This is a genomic window from Paenibacillus sp. FSL R5-0407 (assembly GCF_038009185.1).
Taxonomy (GTDB): Bacteria; Bacillota; Bacilli; order Paenibacillales; family Paenibacillaceae; genus Fontibacillus; species Fontibacillus vini.
The window spans coordinates 3,434,978-3,453,201 of sequence record NZ_JBBPAX010000001.1 but is presented as its reverse complement, the minus strand read 5'-3'; the positions used below and the strand labels follow the sequence as shown (position 1 = coordinate 3,453,201).

16 protein-coding genes are annotated in these 18,224 nt (G+C 47.9%); 12 read left to right on the top strand and 4 right to left on the bottom strand.

All coding sequences use genetic code 11. The features are described 5' to 3' along the window. Nucleotides 1–83: 83 nt before the first annotated feature. The 3 genes from NYE70_RS16405 to pdxR all read right to left on the bottom strand — a co-directional run bounded on the left by NYE70_RS16405 (nt 84) and on the right by pdxR (nt 4,419). A complete protein-coding gene (locus tag NYE70_RS16405) occupies nt 84–1,289 on the bottom strand; it encodes an MFS transporter (protein WP_290406824.1) in 1,206 nt (401 codons plus the stop codon). A gap of 185 nt (nt 1,290–1,474) precedes the next feature. Beyond that, nucleotides 1,475–2,827, bottom strand: a complete 1,353-nt coding sequence (locus NYE70_RS16400; protein ID WP_341046930.1) for a GH1 family beta-glucosidase — start codon at nt 2,825–2,827, stop codon at nt 1,475–1,477. Between the two features lie 110 nt (nt 2,828–2,937). Next, entirely contained in the window at nt 2,938–4,419 is a 1,482-nt protein-coding gene (gene pdxR, locus NYE70_RS16395) for a MocR-like pyridoxine biosynthesis transcription factor PdxR (RefSeq protein WP_341046926.1), read from the bottom strand. A gap of 129 nt (nt 4,420–4,548) precedes the next feature. Between pdxR and NYE70_RS16390 the strand changes: the two genes are divergently transcribed. The 10 genes from NYE70_RS16390 (at nt 4,549) to NYE70_RS16345 (ending at nt 15,968) form a co-directional block, all read left to right on the top strand. Beyond that, nucleotides 4,549–5,097 carry a GNAT family N-acetyltransferase gene (locus NYE70_RS16390; protein ID WP_290406827.1) on the top strand — a complete coding sequence of 183 codons (549 nt, stop codon included), beginning with the start codon at nt 4,549–4,551 and terminating at the stop codon, nt 5,095–5,097. Between the two features lie 16 nt (nt 5,098–5,113). After that, a complete protein-coding gene (locus tag NYE70_RS16385; protein ID WP_290406828.1) occupies nt 5,114–5,734 on the top strand; it encodes a CPBP family intramembrane glutamic endopeptidase in 621 nt (206 codons plus the stop codon). A 174-nt stretch (nt 5,735–5,908) separates the two neighbouring features. After that, nucleotides 5,909–6,853: a copper amine oxidase N-terminal domain-containing protein gene (locus NYE70_RS16380; RefSeq protein ID WP_341046925.1), complete on the top strand. Its 945-nt coding sequence runs from the start codon at nt 5,909–5,911 to the stop codon at nt 6,851–6,853. Nucleotides 6,854–7,211: 358 nt separating this feature from the next. Beyond that, entirely contained in the window at nt 7,212–9,659 is a 2,448-nt protein-coding gene (locus NYE70_RS16375) for an Athe_2463 domain-containing protein (RefSeq protein WP_341046924.1), read from the top strand. A gap of 130 nt (nt 9,660–9,789) precedes the next feature. Continuing rightward, complete coding sequence (locus NYE70_RS16370; RefSeq protein ID WP_213653571.1) at nt 9,790–11,403, top strand: WXG100 family type VII secretion target; 1,614 nt, start codon at nt 9,790–9,792, stop codon at nt 11,401–11,403. A gap of 29 nt (nt 11,404–11,432) precedes the next feature. Continuing rightward, the gene (locus NYE70_RS16365) at nt 11,433–11,966 is read left to right on the top strand and encodes a hypothetical protein (RefSeq protein WP_213653572.1); all 534 of its coding nucleotides are present in this window, start codon (nt 11,433–11,435) and stop codon (nt 11,964–11,966) included. A gap of 100 nt (nt 11,967–12,066) precedes the next feature. Next, entirely contained in the window at nt 12,067–12,423 is a 357-nt protein-coding gene (locus tag NYE70_RS16360) for a hypothetical protein (protein WP_213653573.1), read from the top strand. Between the two features lie 167 nt (nt 12,424–12,590). Next, nucleotides 12,591–13,088, top strand: a complete 498-nt coding sequence (locus NYE70_RS16355; RefSeq protein ID WP_213653574.1) for a hypothetical protein — start codon at nt 12,591–12,593, stop codon at nt 13,086–13,088. A gap of 99 nt (nt 13,089–13,187) precedes the next feature. Continuing rightward, the gene (locus NYE70_RS16350) at nt 13,188–15,482 is read left to right on the top strand and encodes an ATP-dependent DNA helicase (RefSeq protein ID WP_341046923.1); all 2,295 of its coding nucleotides are present in this window, start codon (nt 13,188–13,190) and stop codon (nt 15,480–15,482) included. Between the two features lie 93 nt (nt 15,483–15,575). Continuing rightward, nucleotides 15,576–15,968, top strand: coding sequence for a cytochrome-c oxidase (locus NYE70_RS16345; RefSeq protein ID WP_211023097.1), 393 nt, complete (start codon nt 15,576–15,578; stop codon nt 15,966–15,968). Nucleotides 15,969–16,026: 58 nt separating this feature from the next. Here the strand turns inward: NYE70_RS16345 and NYE70_RS16340 are convergent, their stop codons facing one another. After that, nucleotides 16,027–16,746 (bottom strand): 3-ketoacyl-ACP reductase, encoded by a 720-nt coding sequence (locus NYE70_RS16340; RefSeq protein WP_213653576.1) that lies wholly within the window; start codon nt 16,744–16,746, stop codon nt 16,027–16,029. A 253-nt stretch (nt 16,747–16,999) separates the two neighbouring features. On the opposite strand from NYE70_RS16340, the gene NYE70_RS16335 reads away from it, so the two are divergent. Next, the gene (locus tag NYE70_RS16335) at nt 17,000–17,425 is read left to right on the top strand and encodes a MarR family winged helix-turn-helix transcriptional regulator (protein ID WP_211023095.1); all 426 of its coding nucleotides are present in this window, start codon (nt 17,000–17,002) and stop codon (nt 17,423–17,425) included. A gap of 41 nt (nt 17,426–17,466) precedes the next feature. Next, nucleotides 17,467–18,219, top strand: coding sequence for an SDR family NAD(P)-dependent oxidoreductase (locus NYE70_RS16330; protein WP_213653577.1), 753 nt, complete (start codon nt 17,467–17,469; stop codon nt 18,217–18,219). The last annotated feature ends 5 nt before the right edge of the window (nt 18,220–18,224 follow it).

Sequence of the window (18,224 nt, the reverse complement as noted above, 5' to 3'; positions counted from 1 at the left end):
AAGGGGCGTTTTTGGAGGTCAAACAGACAAAAAAGGCCCTAAGCGGGCCTTATCTGTGATAGGAAATTTCCGGAGAATTCCGATTAAGCGGCTCCGTTACCTTGCTTCCGCTCCTGGGCATAACTGATGGCACCAATGATAAGAGCCAGCGTTACGATCGCCGCTCCCACCCAAGGGAGGGATGCAAGTCCCATATGGGTAATTACGAGCCCACCGATAAAAGCGCCTGCGGCGTTTCCGAAATTCCCGGCCGAGTGGCTGGACGTCGAGGCAAGCGCAGGGGCCGCTTGGGCCAGATTCATGATTCGGACCTGTAGGCCGGGCATTACGCCGAAGGAGGCAACTCCCCAGAAGAAGATTGTAATGACCGCAAGGACAGGGCTCTGAATAGTAAAGGTAAAGACGCCTAAAATGACAGCCACCATTAGATAGAGCCCGAGCAGGGAAGGCATGAGCTTCCAGTCGGCAAGCCGCCCTCCGATCATGTTACCGAGCGTTACGCCGCAGCCGAAGATCACCAGAATCCAGGTGACGCTATGCTCGGCAAAGCCGCTGATTTGCTGGAGCAAAGGGGCGATATAGGTGAAGACAGCGAACAGACTCGTGTTGCCGAGCGCTCCGATCAGCAGGAACAGCAGCAGCTTGGGACGGAGCAGTGCGCGAATTTGCTGGGCTACGCCGCTTTGCTGCTCTTGGCGCAATTGCGGTACAAACAGCAGGATTCCTCCCAAGGCGATTACGCCCATCAGGGCGATGGCGCCGAAGGAAGCCCGCCAGCCGAGCTGCTGTCCGATAAATGTTCCAAGGGGGACGCCGACGATATTTGCAATGGTCAGGCCGGCCATCATGATGGATACGGCTCCGGCACGCTTCTCCGGCCGGACAAGTCCGGCGGCTATAACGGCACCGACGCCGAAAAAGGTGCCGTGTGTCAGCGCCGTCAGAATCCGCGCCGCCATCAGTACGGCATAGGTCGGAGCAAAGACCGATATCCCGTTGCCGAGAATGAACAGGATCATCAGCAGGCAAAGCAATCCCTTTTGAGGAATGCGCTGGGTCAGCAGTGTCAAAATGGGTGCCCCAATGGCGACGCCCATGGCATAAGCGGTAATCAGCTGCCCTGCCGAAGAAATGCTGACATGCAGGTCGTCCGCAACATTTGGTAAGAGTCCCATAATTACAAATTCGGTCATGCCGATGGCGAACGATCCGACAGTCAGGGACAGTAGAGCGACCGGAAATGGTTCTTTTACGGCCGGTTTTTCAGAGATGATTGGAGTTGTATTCATGGTGTACACCTTTCAATTTACTGTAAAAAAGTAAGTTCAGTTCCTAATTATTGAGCTTAACCGGAATAAGATCAAGGGCAAATTCTGGGTGATAACGCTTTAATGGAATAAACATTTTAGCGGGGACCAAAAAGCCTCCGATTCATCCCATACGGATGAGTTCGGAGGCTTCATTATTGGATGGTTTACAGGTCGGCGCCGTTGCTCTCGATCACCGAACGGTACCAGCGGCCGGAGTCCTTGATCGTCCGTTTTCCGTCGGCGTAATCGACATGGACGAGCCCAAACCGTTCATGGTAACCTTCGGCCCATTCGAAATTGTCCATAAAGGACCAGCAGAAGTACCCTTTGAGCGGCACGCCTTCGGCTGCAGCCCGGCGGTATTCCCGCAAATAGCGGTGTAAGAAGTCGATCCGCTGAGAGTCATGCACCTGTCCGTCCAGGCTCACCCAATCCATGCTCGACAGGCCGTTTTCGGTGATCATGATCGGCAGCCCATATCGTTCGTGGAACATTTTCGGTCCCCAATAAAGCGATTCCGGGGCTACCGTCCAGCGGATCATCGTTTCCGGATGACCGACCGCATTGCCGATGATTTCCGGCTGTCCGTCCGGCCCCGCTTGCACGGGAGTTCCATGATAAATGTTCAGACCCAGGAAATCCAGCGGCTGGCAAATGGTCTCCATATCGCCGGGCTTGATTTCCGGCAGCCAAGGCTCGAATACGCGCAGTCCGTCTTCCGGATATTTCCCGAGGAATACCGGGTCCATGTACCACGTATTCATCCAGAAGCCCGGATCCGTAATGCCGAAGGTTCGTGCTCGTGCGGCTTCGATATTTTCCGGTGTCGGCGTGACCGGGAAAGAGGTGATGCCCACCGGTGCGTAGGCGATTTGGCATGGTTGTTTAGAGGTTTGGCGCAGTGCTTGAACCGCTTTACCGTGAGCAAGCAGCGAGTTGTGCGTCGCCTGCAGGAAATCGGCCATGCCGAGCTTGAGCCCCGGCGCATGCTCTCCGGTAAAGTGACCTAGCCCGAGGTAGCATTGCGGCTCGTTTTGCGTGAACCAATGGGTGACCCGGTCGGACAGCCGGTCTGCGATGACCCGGGTGTACTCCGCGAACCAGTCGGAGCTGTCGGGATGCAGCCAGCCCCCTTTTTTGTACAATTCATGAGGGTAGTCCCAGTGGAACAAGGTTACATAAGGATCAATGCCGTTCTCAAGCAGCTCGTCGATCAGGCGATCATAGAAATCAAGGCCTTTCTCGTTGATTCTTCCGGTTCCCTCAGGCAGCACACGCGGCCAGGAAATCGATAACCGGTAGGCTTGGAGCCCGACTTCCTTCATCAGTTGAACGTCTTCTTTATAACGATAGTAATGATTGCAAGCGGTATTTCCGGTGTGCCCGCTTTTCACGAATCCGGGAATTTGGGAGCACATATCCCACACGGACAAGCCTTTGCCGTCTTCTCTTGCCGCCCCTTCAATTTGATAAGCGGCCGTTGCAGCGCCCCAGACGAAATTAGGTTGAAAGCTCATAACGATCTCCTTTGTATGCGTTTGTTATCATTAATTATAGTATATGTAATAACAAAATAACACGACTTGAACCGAACATTGATAGAGCGAGGAATGGCGTCTAGCGTTCATCAAAGCAAATGGGGTGCCCACGTGTCTCGTAATAGACGTATGCCTTCGTCGATCAGGTTCATATTGATGCCTCCGAACCCGATCATAAAGCGTTTTTCTATGCGTTCCTCTGGTTTGTTCCAAAAAAATGCGGCGGAGGAGACCCGGACACCGGCCTGATCGGCCAGCGCAATCAGTTCAGCCTCCGGCAGCGGCGACCGGACTTCCAGGATGATATGCAGTCCGGCGCTGTCTCCAAGGATATCGGCATGGCTTCCGAAGTGATTTCGGATGGAGGCCGTCAACTGCTGGTTCTTTTTACGGTACACGTTTCGCATTCTCCGGACATGCTTTTCGAAGTAGCCCTTTTGCATAAACAATTGCAGGGTACGCTGATGGATTCGTGAAGCCGAGGCCTCGAACATGATGTCCCGCCGCATTTCATGGAAGGACGGAACCAATCGTTCGGGAAGGACCATGTAATGGATGCAAAAATCCGGAGCCAGTACCTGAGAGAAACCTCCAAGGTAGATAACGTGATCGTTCGGTAGGAGTCCTTGGAGAGAGGGAACCGGCTTGCCCTGGTAACGGAATTCCCCGCCGTAGTCGTCTTCGATCAGAAATCCGTCAGTTTTCTTAGCCCACTCCAGTAACTCGAGTCTGCGAGTGAGCGGCATGACGATACCTAGCGGAAACTGGTGAGAGGGGGAGACGCTGGCGATCCTTGCAGAGCTCTGTCGAAGTAAATCGGGACGCAATCCCTCCTCATCCAGCGCGATCGGGTGTACGTGGTATCCGATGGCGCGCAAGGTTGCCGGGATGATTCGATACCCGGGCTCCTCAACGGCTACGGTGTCGCCGTGCTGCTTCAACATTTGCCCCAGAAACTGGATAAGCAAATGCTGCTCCGCCGCAACGACAATCCGGTCGGGGTGGCAGACGACGCCGCGAAACTGGCGAAGATACGACGCAATTTCCTGGCGCAAACCTGCCTCCCCCTGGGCTTCCCCATAAAACAGCAAGTCTCCGGTCTCCGGTTGAAACAGCTGGTTGAATAACCTTTTCCAGATGGAAAAAGGAAACGGGCTGAAGTCGTTTTTAGACAAATGAAAGTCGTATGTCCAATCTTTTCGCTTCGGAAGAGGTGCAGGCTCAACCGCGGAAGATGCGAGTGGACTGTTCCCGGTTCTCTGACTTTGTTCTTGTCCTTCACTAAGGCTGCTGTTTAGGCTCAATTTCCCGTAGCTTTCCGGCAGCTTGACGACAAAGTACCCTTTTCGCGGCCGGCTCTCAATAAAACCTTCGGCAATCAGTTGCTGATACGCGAGCTCGACGGGTGTGGTGCTGACGGACAGAAACTCAGCCTGTTTCCGAATGGAAGGCAGACGATGTTCTTCCGGCAGAACGCCCGAAATAATGTCTTGTTTCATCGTTTCGTAAATTTCCATGTACCGGAAGGCAGGCTTGGAACTCGCCGTGTACGGACGCGGTAAGTGGTACATCCTATCACCTCAGCTAATCAATCTGTCCTTTAATTCTAAATAGATTTGTATATTTTTTAATATACAATAGCTTGATATAGTTGGGACAAGAGAATTATAGAGAATTATATTGAAGGAGATATGAAAAAGATGACGGTTCAAGCAAGGTTTTTGGAAGGGGAGCAGGTCTATTTGCGCCCCATTGGCGCGGAGGATGCGGAATGGTATTTTCATAATTTATACGACCCGGAGACAAGAAGGCTGACAGGAACCCAACGGCATTTTACGAAGGAGGGCATCTCCGCTTATATCGAGCGTAAAAGCCAGGATGACTCCAGCGTGTTGTTACTGATTGCCCTGTGCGAGAATGACGAGCTGATAGGAGACATCGCGTTGCAGGACATCGATCCCTATAATCGGAACTGCAATATCCGGATTGCTATAAGCAGTCGGGCCCAGACCGGCAAAGGCTACGGCACGGAGGCGTTAAAGCTGATGTTGGATTACGGATTCGGCATTCTGAATATGCACCGGATTGAACTGAATGTTTTTGATTACAATCCAAGGGCGCTGCATGTTTACGAGAAGCTGGGCTTCAAACGGGAGGGTGTCCAGAGAGAGGCCTTGTATTATAATCATGAATATCATGATTCAATTACGATGGGCCTGCTGGAGGATGAATTCCGGGCAAGGAAGTGAAGAGGGAAGTATATAGATGAAGGAAACGTTGAAGAAGGATAAGTCCGGCCAAAGTAAAAGAAGGGAATCCAAACCGGAAGAGGCGATTGCGGTGTTCTTTTCCTTTTCCTTGGTTTGCGCTGCGGTTATTATGCTGCTGGTCGTTCAAGGGACGTATAGCCTGCCGGATATCTTATCTTTCAAAAAGTCTCCACTGGAGTGGGCGCTCTATACCTTAATTCCCTTAACGGGAATCCTGTTGCTCGGGGTGATTCTGACGAAGCGCCTTTCCTCAGAGCATATTGACGACGCCAACAAGAATTATCAACATCTTTCATTAATGAAGATAGTGCTGTTCATGTTCTCGGCAGCCTTGTTCGAAGAACTGTTGTTCCGTGGTCTCATCCAAAACGGACTGCTGTTATTTTTGAAAAAGGAATGGTTAGCGATTCTGGCGACGGCACTCCTGTTCTTGGCCTTCCATGTGCAATATTACAAGAAGCCGCTAATGCTCTTAAATATAACCGTGCCCGCTTTGGTCTTTGGTTGGGTTTATGCCGAAACCGATAATATTCTCGTCCCTTTCTTCATTCATTTCCTCTCGAACCTGTTGATGACCCTATTTTTTAAATATAATTGGATCAGACTAAAGGAATGAACCTGAAAATGATCCTACCATAGAGAAGCTTATTTCTGTCCAAAAAAAGGGGCGGGAATAGGCTTTTTTTGTTTTGACTTAGCTATTGTATGAAATGGGTCATTCTAGTAAAATACCCAGTTAGATACTGTTAAATGGAAAAATTTATCTCTTCGATTAAAGGAGGAAATTATGATGAAAAAGGTACTATCGATGTTTACGGCAATTCTTGTATTGGTTACGATTCTCCCGGCTAGTTCGTTCGGGGCAACGGTTAAAATGCCGCTGAGGGTGGAAGTGAACGGAGAACGAATTTATTTTCCCGACGCTCAGCCATTTGCGGACAAAAATCAGCGGGTTCAGGTACCGGTACGTTTTGTGAGCGAAGCCCTGGGGGCAGACGTGAATTGGAAGTCAGCCACAAAAACGGTGACGGTTGTGTTGGATTCCGACTCCATCATTCTGACCTTAGACAAAAAGGCGTACACCTTAAACGGACAAAAGAAACAAATGGATACGGCTGCTCTCCGTAAAGAAAGCAGAACGTTCGTCCCCCTGCGCTTTGTGAGTGAAGGACTCGGTGCTACGGTGGAATGGGATGCTGCGATCAATACGGTGCTGATTACAACTTCTGATATGAGCGCCAGCGGCAGCAATTCGGCAAGTACCGGCGGTAACTCTTCGACGGATCCGAAGGAACCGGTCGATTCAGAGAACCCGAAAGAACCAGCCAACCCGACAAATCCTGAAAAACCTACAGGCCCTAACGGTGGGTCAGACGAAGATACGGTAAAAGAAGATGTGATCCATGGATTTAAGGTGTACTACAATACGGGTTCTAAATTGAGTATTGATGACGATGGAAAGTATGACAAACTAAAGTCGGGTAGTTTTGTGCTTGGGTTGAGAGTTACATTTACAACCAAGGGTAGAGATTATAACAAACAAGTTGAGGAAATGGAGGCTGTTTTAAGGCAACAGGTAGAGTCAAAGACAGTGGATACCATTATGGCATACGTGAAAAAGAAAAAAGTACGGGGGGATATCCTTGAAACAAAAGTGTTCAAGGATGATACTTATGAAATTTGGGTGGGATCTCAGGAGAATGAAGATACTAGTTTGAAGATTTATATGAAGTAGGTGTGTCATGAAGAAAATAACAATGTGGATTTTAATATCAATACTTTTATTTAGCGTGATTCCATATAAAGCACTGGCAGTTGAGAAGAACGATGAAAGTAAAGTTATTAAACTTTTAAATGAGTTAAATGAAGCCGGGGCTTCCGCTGCTGATGAAGTTCTTAAAAGAGCGAATCATGATATGAATGAAATATATGAAAAGGAAGACTATTTCTTAGAAAGAACCGGAAAGGGAGCCTTTAATCAAGAAGGAATAATAAAAAAAAGAATACAGGAAGGCCTAAGCAAGCCTACTGAGTTTTATGGATTTGAAATAGTATACGGTAAGAGCCATGATGACTACTTTGAAGATATTAAAATGTATCGCTATTCAGGATACTCTATTAATGGAGATCCTGTTTCCACCAAGGGGTTTCCTTGGGATGCGGGATGGAGCGGAAAGCAGATTCAAAATTTCGATCTGGTTTCTGAACCTTGGAAAAATATGAAAGAGGTTCGCAAGAATAACTTCGACCAGTTCAAAATGAAAAACGTCCCCGACAACCTGAAAGAAGCCCTTCCCGACGGTACCTTTGAGAAGTTAATTCAGGCCGGATTGGACCGCGAATATGGCGGGAGAAAATACGGGGATGGACTCATGTATCACAAAAATAAGGAACGGGCCGGTCTTGTCGTCTACACCAAAGGAGCCAAACCCAACCGCGGCAAAGGAAAGTGGATCGATTACGTTCATGTCATTCAGCCTCCTACTTATCTCTCCCAAGGGTACGGCCGCATTTACATAAACCATAAGGATGGAAGCATTACTTACCTTGGAATCCCGATTGCCGCTTTCTCTACCTTAGATCAAGGACCAGATCTGTCTGCCGAGTTCGAAACTCTGCCTTCCGCAGAGGTGGCCGAAGAAGGGGTGCTGGTGAGCGTCCGGATACGGTCGGATTTTAAAGAACCGGTCACAGCTCCATATGAATGGATTATTACCCGAAAAGCCGATGGCAAGCGATTGACGGCTGACGATGGCCTGAAATTCACGGGACACGCACTCGCGGAGACTGGGAATCTAGCCATCCCTGCGGGCGGGAAAAGGTTATTGAATGCCTCGTTTATAATGCCGGACAGCGATGTCCGCGTCCAGTTCAAAATTAACAAAGACGGGAATTCACCGAAAGAAGACGATTTGACAAACAATGTTCTGGATTCGGACCCGGATGCGATTAAGCTGACGGTTCCGCAAGCACTGCCTTATGATGCCCTGTCGATCAAGTATAGGGAAGACCTTCCGTCCAATACGGCAACTTTGCAGCTTCCCCAAGGAAAGTGGAAGGAAGGTGCCAATGCAACGGGACGGTTAAATGTTGTAGAGGACCCTAAGGATTTATACCGGAATTTTGATGATGATCCCAACCCGGACATTAATGAACCAGGAGAATCCTTTACTAGGTCCCCGATCGCCAGATACACGATAAAGCGGGAGGATTTTGGGGATAATCCGGCAAAGGGATCGTACTTGAATCCGGAAGATCCCGAAATCCCGTTGACTAGGGACGGAAAAATTTCTTATTCCGGCTCTGTGAGTAGGCCGTACACCTACGAAGAATCCTATCAATCCTGTGAGGGAAAGGATAAGGACGGCCAAGATATCTGCACCACCCAAACAAGGACCGTTGAGAGCACCGCCACTGCGGACTTCACTCCCGGCGAACTCCCTTCTGTTTTCAAAATGTACGTCTATAACGGTATGGAAGAGGTCCCTCCGCCTACTGATTTTAAAACAGAGATTGAAGAGAACAGTCCGCAATCGCTGCAAAAGAAATTGTACTGGGTGAATGAGCCTTATAAGTTCGACGTCATACGCTGGATGAATCATTTGGGCGAAAACAAAAAGCCGTATAAATGGGAGATGGTTCCCGGACAGTATGAGCGGGAATTTACTCAACAAGCCAGTGGAGAGGTTACTATACACGCTGAGAAGACGATGGAAGAAGAGTACGGCCAGGCGAGAAGCGCGGCGAGCAAGCGGACAAACAAGAAGTCGCAGTATGACAAGGCGGTATTTGCAACCGATAAGGAACTGCAGAAGTATGATTACCCGATCAAATCGGGGTATTATTTTAATCCGGCAGGGGAATACACTTTTACCGTTAAGACGGTTACTTACAAGCAGACGACGGAGGATACCGCAGATCACCAGGATCTGGTTGATTCTCTAATTGATTCTTTTAAATATGAATCGGACCTCATTTATATCAATAGCAACAAGGAAGCAGTCAACTTGCGGAATGAAAAGCTCAAATCTAATAACCGCGGGGGCTTTGCGACAAAGCCGGGGGTTTTGACAGCAAAGAATAACACGGGTGTAAATGGTGCGGTGCTTCTGGAAGTTCTGGATAGAAACGACACGACACAGAAACGCTACACTAAAAAAGTGAACGAGATCCCGCACTCCCAAAACCGCGACGGTTATACCCATGATTTTTGGAAAATGGTGATGGAAGGTTATAGCCTGTCCAAGACAGAAGGCAAGAACCTGTATTACAAATACCGGGAATACGTTAAAGATGGTCAGCATATTTACAGAATTACTGAGACAACAAAAGTCACGATCAAGATCAATCCGAACAATCTTCCGGTATATACGCATGCGAACATGCAAGATGGGGAGTATTCAATCCACGTTTCGATGGACTCTATTGATTTGACGGGGAATCACGCCTATAACGTGCTGGGTAGTATGGATGGCGTAGAGGAACTGGATCATATCGGCATCACCGTCGTTGGCTCCATGTTTGATGATTTGAATAATTAGTTTTGAACCCTATACCCCTTTCATTACATCCATGTCAATCACCCTCACTTTGAAAGAGACACGGAGTAATGGAGGGGTATTTATGCGGAAGGAAAGTCAGGACAATACAAGCTCGGAAAGGAGGGCCATGTTGAATCAGAAAGTAGATCCGGATCAAATCAAGGGGCTTGCAAACCATATGGAGCGTTTGCGCATGGGCATTGGGGAAAGCACAGCTAATGTATATCGGGATATCTCACAATTGATTAGAGACACCCGCTCTGCTTATTCCGAATCTTCTGTCCAAGCAGCGGTAAATGAGGTCGATCGGGTGCTTCAGGAGATTCGGAAGTTATCGCAATCCATTGATGACCGTCTAGGTAGTAAAGCAAAGACGCTTCGCCGGGTAGCGCAGGATTACGTCAGAGTAGAAAAGGAAGCAGAACAGAAGATCCAAAGTGCCATGAAAACGGTACAACTTCGTGCAGGTAATTCGGTGGAACTGAATAAGCGGGTACAGAAGGTAGTGAAGGTTAAGACGGTAGAAAGCCTTGACGATGTAAAACCCAATGATGCCAATTTGAAGATGCTTCTTCGTCAGTTTTTGGATGAATTCGGCTATGAGGTTATGCCTGGAGAAGTAAGCGTGGACATTACAATGGATGAGCATGTTCTTGATTTCTGGGAATTTGCTTTGGCTAAAGGATATGATCCCGTAACTTATGATTATTTGGAATATTGGGAACGATCCGAAGCGTATCGGCGATTGGAAGAAAAAATAAACGAGTTGAGATCGGCCCAGGAATCCTATAAAGAATCCATGCTGGACGGTTATGAGGTACTGGCATTTGGCAAAGGCTTCTATATAGGGCTGGACAATAGCATCAACAATATAGCAGATAAATTCGCAGAAATCGTTTCACATCCGGTTGCTAGTGGAGAGGCTCTACTTCAAGGAATTAAGCAGGTCTATATAAATCTGAATGAGGAAGCGGGTAAGTTCAGTAAGGATCCGCTAAGTTATATTCGGAAGGCGGCAGTGAATAAATGGGCCTCACTTAAGGATGTATATGTAGAACTGCAGGAACTCAAACCGAGCCAGAGGTGGGAACGCATCGGCGGCATGGTGGGGGAGAATATTATAGCCGCAGCAACAAGTGCAGTTGGAGGAGGTATTGTTGGGGCAGGACTTAAGAAGGTATTTATTATAATAGAATCGAAGATAGACATAAATATACCGATTAAGGATATCGACAAAATAACAGGAAATGAAACGAAGCCGCCTTCTGAACTCCAAAGTCCTGATGTGACTAAACCTCCAAAAGCAGTTGAGGCACCGCAGACTCCAGAGGTGAATAAGTCGATTGAGGGGACGGGTAATGTTACAACAGGTTTAGGAACTGTACAATCAAGGATAAATATTGCTAATGGGAGAACCAGATTTACTCCATTAAGAGATACAGGAGAACCAGTTTCAGCAGGATTTGATCATATTCTTGAAGGGCATTTTAACAGACCATTAGCTAATAGTAGGTCGATTTTCTCAATTGCGCCGGATAAGTTAAAGGAAATTCTACAGAGTTCAGACGTTGTCAAATCTACTGTTACAGACATTGGTGGGGGTCAGTTCACTAGAACAGTAAATGTTGGAGAGGTTGTTGGTAATTCAGCCTTAAAATATGGTGGTGGAGAAACCACTTGGATTAAAATTTTTACAGACAAAGCAGGTAATTTGATTACAACTTATCCTGTACCAGCACCATGAGGCTTGATATTTAGGAAAGGATGATAGAAATGCAAGACTTTGAAAAAACATTGGACGCTTTCATTTGGGAAGACTTTAAAAGTTTAATGAGCAACCCCTTATTATTTAACAGTTATGTCGATTATTTTTTAATTTTGGTTGATTGGATAAAAAAGAATAAGGCTGGGTTGGAATATTCAGTATATTGGAATAGACTTAGCCCAATTTTGGATGTTGATATATATGACTATATTTCAAAAGAACCGGAGATATTGCTTGATCTAGAATCAAAAAGGATGTTTAATTTAAAGCCAGATACAGTAGATTCCTTTGTAATGAGATTAGGTGACACACTTTGGGATTTGGTTAAACTTCGTTCAGGAAAAGATTGTCCAAGGTGTAAAGATGATGAGTTGAATTATGTTGTTGCTGAAGTTCTGAAGACAGCGGAGAAAAAATTAATTTTAGAGTGTGATACGTGCGGCCGCACTTTGAATAGTGACGGAACGGAATGGTCTGATGGAGTAGCTATCATTCATCCAGCAAATGAGTCTATTGTAAACAAATATTTAGGCGTGAATTAAGCAAGTCCTATACTAACCCTGATTGGCTTCATGCCTTTCAAGGTTTCTTTTTTGGGTGGGCCTACCCAGTGCTGAATAAAATTTTTGAAAGGAAGATACTATGGCTTCAATAGCTGAATTAGCAGAAGAGATTAAAACTGATAAGATAAAAAGCGAAGATTTAATAGTATGTTTAGAAGCTAAAAATTTAAGGGTTGTTGCTATGGCAATGTTCAAATTGATTGAAAGAAATTACTGTAATTTAAGAATTGTAGATAGGCTAGCTGGACTCGGGGAACTTTTAACAGACAGTAAATTTATTGGACCATGGCAATTCGGACATGTTGCAATAGCTACGCTTTCTCTTCTAGACAATGAGGATGCAAAGATTAAGTTTAACGAACTTTTTGAGAGACTAAGTGATAATGTTAAATTTTTAGTAGATAACTTTATTAAATCAGAATCATATAAAACATAGGGAGTATTTGCAGGATTGAAAAACTGGGGTTTACAATTTTTACAACAAGATCGTACAATACAACCAACAAACCAAACACTAACTGATTCTAACACTTGATAAACTTTCAAGCTCTCTCCAACTTGTTTTATGAGTAGGAATGAGCTTTTTTTGATGAGGTGAAGTATATGGACAACAAGGACTTAGCAAATGCGTTGGATAGATCGGAAAATTACGAGACCTATATTGCAAGTATGAATAATGCTGAACTTATTACAATCATAACAAACTTAGATAATTTAGATGAAGTAACTACTGCTTTAACAGAACTTTCTATAAGAGATAAGGAAGGGGCAGTACCTTATTGCCTTAAAATACTCAAAGAAGATTTGGGAGATGAATTTCTTCAAGCTGTTGCATTTAATATGCTCTATGAAGTTGACCATGAAAAAGCAAAAGAGATTATTACCGAAAAATTAACAAATGCATCTACAGCATTGATAGGAGCAATAATGGATAATTTATCAACCGATAGTTTACAACCATTCGGAGAGTCACTTTCAGCTGAGTTTCTCAATGCAATTTTAGAAAGATATTTTGACTTAAGTGATGCCGACAAGGAACGTATCCATGATAACTACGAATGGTTCCAAGAATCTTTTGAGAAGAAGCTAAGCATTATGTAGCTGCTTACGGTGGTGCTACCTCAATCCCCACATTACAATTCCTCCCTGCCTATGCTATACTTAGAACAAATGTTCTACTAAAGCACGGCAGGTGAAAAGATGACCAATCCGGTGATAAATATAGCGGTAAGACCCTTGGTGGAGTATGTGTTTAGCAGTGGCGATCTGTCCAGCGGGTTCCGCACTATGACCACGTTGGTCGAGGGGACGAAGGCCCATCAACAGGTGCAGCGGCAGTATGGGGAGACGGACCAGAAAGAAGTATATGTATCTGCGGAGATTCCTTACGGGGATCTCCTCTTTGTCGTGGATGGACGTTGCGACGGGCTGCTTGCGGAAGAAGACGGGCTGATGACGATTGATGAGATCAAGTCTACTTCAGGCGACCTGGCGCTCATCACGGAAGAGACGTATCCGGTGCATTGGGCGCAGGCCAGATGCTATGCGTATATGGTAGCCAGGGAGCGTTGCTTGCCGCGGATGAGGATTCAGCTGACGTACATGCAGCTTCCAACCGGTGAACTGAAACGATATCGCGAAGAGGCGGATTATGCCGAATTGGAGTCTTTCGTTCAAGAGGTGGTTCGGCAATACGCTCCTTACGCCGAAATGCTTCGCACACACCGGGAAGCCAGGGATCGCAGCATCTCACAACTCTCTTTTCCGTTCAAGACCTACCGCGCCGGACAACGGAAACTGGCGGGAGCCGTCTATAAAACGATTGAAGAGAAAGTCAGTCTGTTCGCCAAGGCGCCTACCGGAATCGGAAAAACGATCTCCACCACATTTCCCGCGATCAAAGCGATCGGGGAGGGGCATTTGCAGCATCTGTTTTACTTGACCGCCAAGACGATTACCCGGACCGCGGCGGAGGAGGCTTTCGCGCTTATGCAGGCGGGCGGGCTGCATCTGCATGCCGTTACGATTACGGCAAAGGACAAAGTTTGCTTCCAGGAAGAGGTTAGCTGCCGCAAAGAGGACTGCCCGTTCGCGGACGGATACTACGACCGGATCAATGGCGCCGTGCTGGATATTTTGACTCATGAGACGTTAATCGGGCGGCAGGTGATTGAGAAGTACGCCCGCAAGCATCGGGTTTGCCCGTTCGAATATTCGCTGGATCTCGCCTATGCGGCGGATGCGGTGATCTGCGATTATAACTATATTTTTGATCCTAAAGTGTCTTTAAAAAGAATGTTCGGCGAGCAAAAGAGCCGGACGGCGCTGCTGGTGGACGAGGCCCATAACCTCGTGGACCGGGCGCGCGAGATGTACTCGGCGGAATTGAGCAAAGCCGACTTTTTGGCCTTGCAGCGGGGATACAAAGGGATGAATGCTGCTGTATACCGCGCCGCCAAGGCGGTCAACGGCTTCTTCATCGCCCTGCGGAAAGAGACGGAAGGACCACACCGGGTCGACCGGAACAAGCCGGAGGAATTGCTGGGCCTGGCCGAGGAATTCATCTTCCATGCGGAGCAGGAGCTGGCCTCGCCCGGACCGGGGGCCGGGGCGGCCACTGAGGATGCGGCGTTGCTGCTGCAAACCTATTTTGCCGCACAGAGCTTCGTCCGAACCGGTAAACTGTATGACGAACGCTATGTTACTTATGCGGAGATCACGGCCAAGGATCTGAGAATTAAAATGTTCTGCCTCGATCCCTCGCACCTATTGCGGGAGATGGGTAAAGGGTTCCGCTCCCGGATTCTCTTCTCCGCCACCTTGTCGCCGCTGTCCTATTACCGGGACATGCTGGGCGCAACGCCGGAGGATTATACGGTCTCGATTCCGTCGCCGTTTGCCCGCGAGCAATTGGACGTGACCATTCATCCGCTCTCGACCCGGTACCGGGATCGGGAGCAGACCAAAGATGCGCTTGCGGAGTTGCTGAGACAGCTGGCCCTCGGGCGTTCCGGCAACTATCTGTATTTTTTTCCTTCCTACGTTTATATGAATCTTATCTATGAATTAGTGACCGCCGAGCCCATGGAGAACGTTCGCTTCCTGGTGCAGCAAGGGGCGATGTCCGAACAGGAGCGGGAGGATTTTCTTGCCGCATTTGATGCGGATAATAAGGAAACGCTGGTGGGTTTTGCGGTGATGGGCGGCATATTTTCCGAAGGGATCGACCTGGTCGGCGACCGGTTGACCGGGGTTGCAGTGGTTGGTGTCGGGCTGCCGCAAATCGGCCTGGAGCGGGACATCATCCGGGATTATTTTAATGAACAGAACAAGGACGGGTTCGATTATGCTTATGTTTTTCCGGGAATGAACAAAGTGCTTCAAGCCGGAGGCCGGCTTATTCGCTCGGAGAATGATCATGGAGTGCTGTTACTAATAGACGACCGTTACCTTCATCCGCACTACAATAGGTTGCTGCCCGAAGAATGGCGATAGAAGGCTATACTCTAGCATGTTTTCATGTATACGTGAATAGAATGTGGGGAATCAAGCGTTTGAACTTTTTGTGAAAAGAGGAGGCAGGCGCACATGACGATCACGGGAGTCACGTATATTAAAGTTTCGGTTGTTTACTTTGTAATCGGGGTGCTGCTAGGGATGTACATGTCCATAGCCCATGATTACACGTTGACCGGGGTACACGCTCATCTTAATCTGCTGGGCTGGGCTTCGTTTGCGCTAGCAGGCGTTATTTATTGGTTATTTCCAAGAGCGGCGGCAAGTGTACTAGGCAAGATCCAGTTCTGGGCCCATTCGATCGGTTTACCGATTATGATGATCGGCCTTGCTTTTGTACTGGAAGGCAAGACATCGTTCGAGTCGATCATCCCGATCGGAGCGACACTGGTGGTGGTGAGCGTAATTTTGTTCGCCATCAATGTATTTATGAATGTCGGACCTCGGGCCGGCATCCGTAAATAAAGGGAAAGCACTTTTAAAAATGCCCGCCGTCCATGGCTTTGGACGGCGGGCGTTATTTTTATTGCGGATTGGTGGTCCAAATGCCCGCGGTTTTGACGAACACCCGCTTCGGCAGTTTGAGGGTAGCCAATGCCAGTTCAGCCACATCTTCCGGCTGCATCATCCGGTCCTCATCCCCGATCTTGAGGCCGGTGTTTACGGCCAGTTCCGTATTCACCGTGCTTGGCGTAAGAGCCACGACACGGATGTTGGATTTGCGGACTTCCTGCATCAGCGATTCGGTCATCCCGAGCAGCGCAAATTTGGAAGCGCAATAAGCCGAGCCGGTTGCAAATCCGCGTTCTCCGGCCGTTGAGGCGACATTGATGATATCTCCGCTTTGTTGTTCAAGCATATGCGGCAGGGCGGCGCGGGTTACATGATAGGTCCCCATTAGGTTGACCCGGATAATCCGTTCCCAGTCAGCCGGGTCCATGTCCACCAAGGTGCCGAACTTGGCAATCCCCGCATTGTTGATCAGAATGTCTACAGAACCGAGTTCTTCAATCAGCTTCGAAACAGCGGAAGTCGCTTCGCTTTGTTCGGAGATATCGGCGGAGGCGATATGTACTTTAATCCCGTACTCGCTGCCAAGCTGTTGCTGCAGAGACTCCAAATCCGCGGTTGTCCGTGCGATCAGGCCGAGATGTACGCCTTCCTTGGCGAGCGCAATGGCCAGCGCCTTGCCGATTCCCTTGCCTGCCCCCGTAATAATGGCTTTCTTATTTTGAAGTTCCATTCTTTTACCTCCTGGATAATTGATTTCGATTCATTGCTGCTCCTCCATTATAATGGATTACCCGACTGAAATCCTATTCAAGGAACAATGCCGGACGAGGACCAAGGCAGTTTCTGACAGATTCTTGACTCTTATGTATATCAGAAGTATCATTAAAGCATAATAGTTAAGAGGTATTAACTATTAAAAGCTAATAATTATTATTTAAAGATAGAGGTGATCGAGGCTGGAAAAGGGCGATTTACTTTCGTTCATGTTATCGCAGCAGATGACCAAGTTTGTCGTTTCGTACGGTAAACTGCTCGATCCCGATGTTACTGCTCAGCAGTATCTGATTCTGCAGATTTTAAGCGGTACCGGGCAGCGCAATAGCTCGGAATTGGCGGAAGAACTGGACGTAACTTTGCCCGCCATAACGAATCTGACGAATAAATTAGTGCGCAAAGGGTACCTTGAACGGAGGACATCCGATGCGGACAGGCGGAGCGTAAATCTGCATTTAACGGATCAGGGCCGGGAAGTCGAAAGGCGGCTTGTGGCCAGATATAAAGAGCTTACTCAGCAAATGTGGTCCAACTTTACGGAGCAGGAGCTGGATTTGTTATTGGCATCCTACCAGAAGATGATCGATAGCTTTCAACACATCCAAAGCCAGGATCCGGATTCGGATTCAAAATGAAAACCAAAAGATTCGAAATAACTCATCAGGAGGAACTGAACATGGGAAGATTAGATAATAAAGTAGCTATCATTACGGGTGCCGCCGGCGGCATGGGATTGGCCGATGCGCTTCTTTTTGTCAAAGAAGGCGCCAAGGTAGTTATTACGGATATCCAGGAAGAAAAGATTCTGGCGGCAGCGGAAGAAATTAATCAAAATGGCGGCGAAGCTCTCGGCGTGGCTCACAACGTTACATCTGAAGAAGACTGGAAGCGCGTCGTGGATGAAACGATCGCGAAGTTTGGCAAGATCGACATTCTGGTCAACAATGCAGGTATCTCCAGTCCTACCCCAATGATGGATACTACCGTCGAGCTCTGGAACAAAGTTATGGATATTAATATCAAGAGCGTGTTCCTGGGTCAAAAATATGTAATTCCGCATATGATCGAAGGCGGCGGCGGTTCGATCGTCAACATTTCCTCGATCGCAGGCTTGACCGGAGGCAACGGGGCAGGCCCGTACACCGCAAGTAAAGGAGCTGTCCGCATGCTGACGAAGGCGACGGCCGTAGACTTTGCGAAACACAACATCCGCGCCAACTCGGTGCATCCGGGGATTATCCAAACCCCGATGACAGAAGGCTTGATGAAGGACGAGAAAATGAAAGCCTGGTTCAATTCCGTAACTCCGCTTCCGCGTCTTGGTTTGGCGGAAGACATCGCGGCCGGCGTGTTGTTCCTGGCGTCGGACGAGTCCTCGTACATTACCGGAATCGAACTTCCGATCGATGGCGGTTACACAGCCAAGTAAACGAA

Coding starts and splice junctions, on each gene's coding strand:
- NYE70_RS16405 (WP_290406824.1), bottom strand. CDS start 1,289: ATGAATACAACTCCAATCATCTCTGAAAAACCGGCCGTAAAAGAACCA.
- NYE70_RS16400 (WP_341046930.1), bottom strand. CDS start 2,827: ATGAGCTTTCAACCTAATTTCGTCTGGGGCGCTGCAACGGCCGCTTAT.
- pdxR (WP_341046926.1), bottom strand. CDS start 4,419: ATGTACCACTTACCGCGTCCGTACACGGCGAGTTCCAAGCCTGCCTTC.
- NYE70_RS16390 (WP_290406827.1), top strand. CDS start 4,549: ATGACGGTTCAAGCAAGGTTTTTGGAAGGGGAGCAGGTCTATTTGCGC.
- NYE70_RS16385 (WP_290406828.1), top strand. CDS start 5,114: ATGAAGGAAACGTTGAAGAAGGATAAGTCCGGCCAAAGTAAAAGAAGG.
- NYE70_RS16380 (WP_341046925.1), top strand. CDS start 5,909: ATGAAAAAGGTACTATCGATGTTTACGGCAATTCTTGTATTGGTTACG.
- NYE70_RS16375 (WP_341046924.1), top strand. CDS start 7,212: ATGTATCGCTATTCAGGATACTCTATTAATGGAGATCCTGTTTCCACC.
- NYE70_RS16365 (WP_213653572.1), top strand. CDS start 11,433: ATGCAAGACTTTGAAAAAACATTGGACGCTTTCATTTGGGAAGACTTT.
- NYE70_RS16360 (WP_213653573.1), top strand. CDS start 12,067: ATGGCTTCAATAGCTGAATTAGCAGAAGAGATTAAAACTGATAAGATA.
- NYE70_RS16355 (WP_213653574.1), top strand. CDS start 12,591: ATGGACAACAAGGACTTAGCAAATGCGTTGGATAGATCGGAAAATTAC.
- NYE70_RS16350 (WP_341046923.1), top strand. CDS start 13,188: ATGACCAATCCGGTGATAAATATAGCGGTAAGACCCTTGGTGGAGTAT.
- NYE70_RS16345 (WP_211023097.1), top strand. CDS start 15,576: ATGACGATCACGGGAGTCACGTATATTAAAGTTTCGGTTGTTTACTTT.
- NYE70_RS16340 (WP_213653576.1), bottom strand. CDS start 16,746: ATGGAACTTCAAAATAAGAAAGCCATTATTACGGGGGCAGGCAAGGGA.
- NYE70_RS16335 (WP_211023095.1), top strand. CDS start 17,000: ATGTTATCGCAGCAGATGACCAAGTTTGTCGTTTCGTACGGTAAACTG.
- NYE70_RS16330 (WP_213653577.1), top strand. CDS start 17,467: ATGGGAAGATTAGATAATAAAGTAGCTATCATTACGGGTGCCGCCGGC.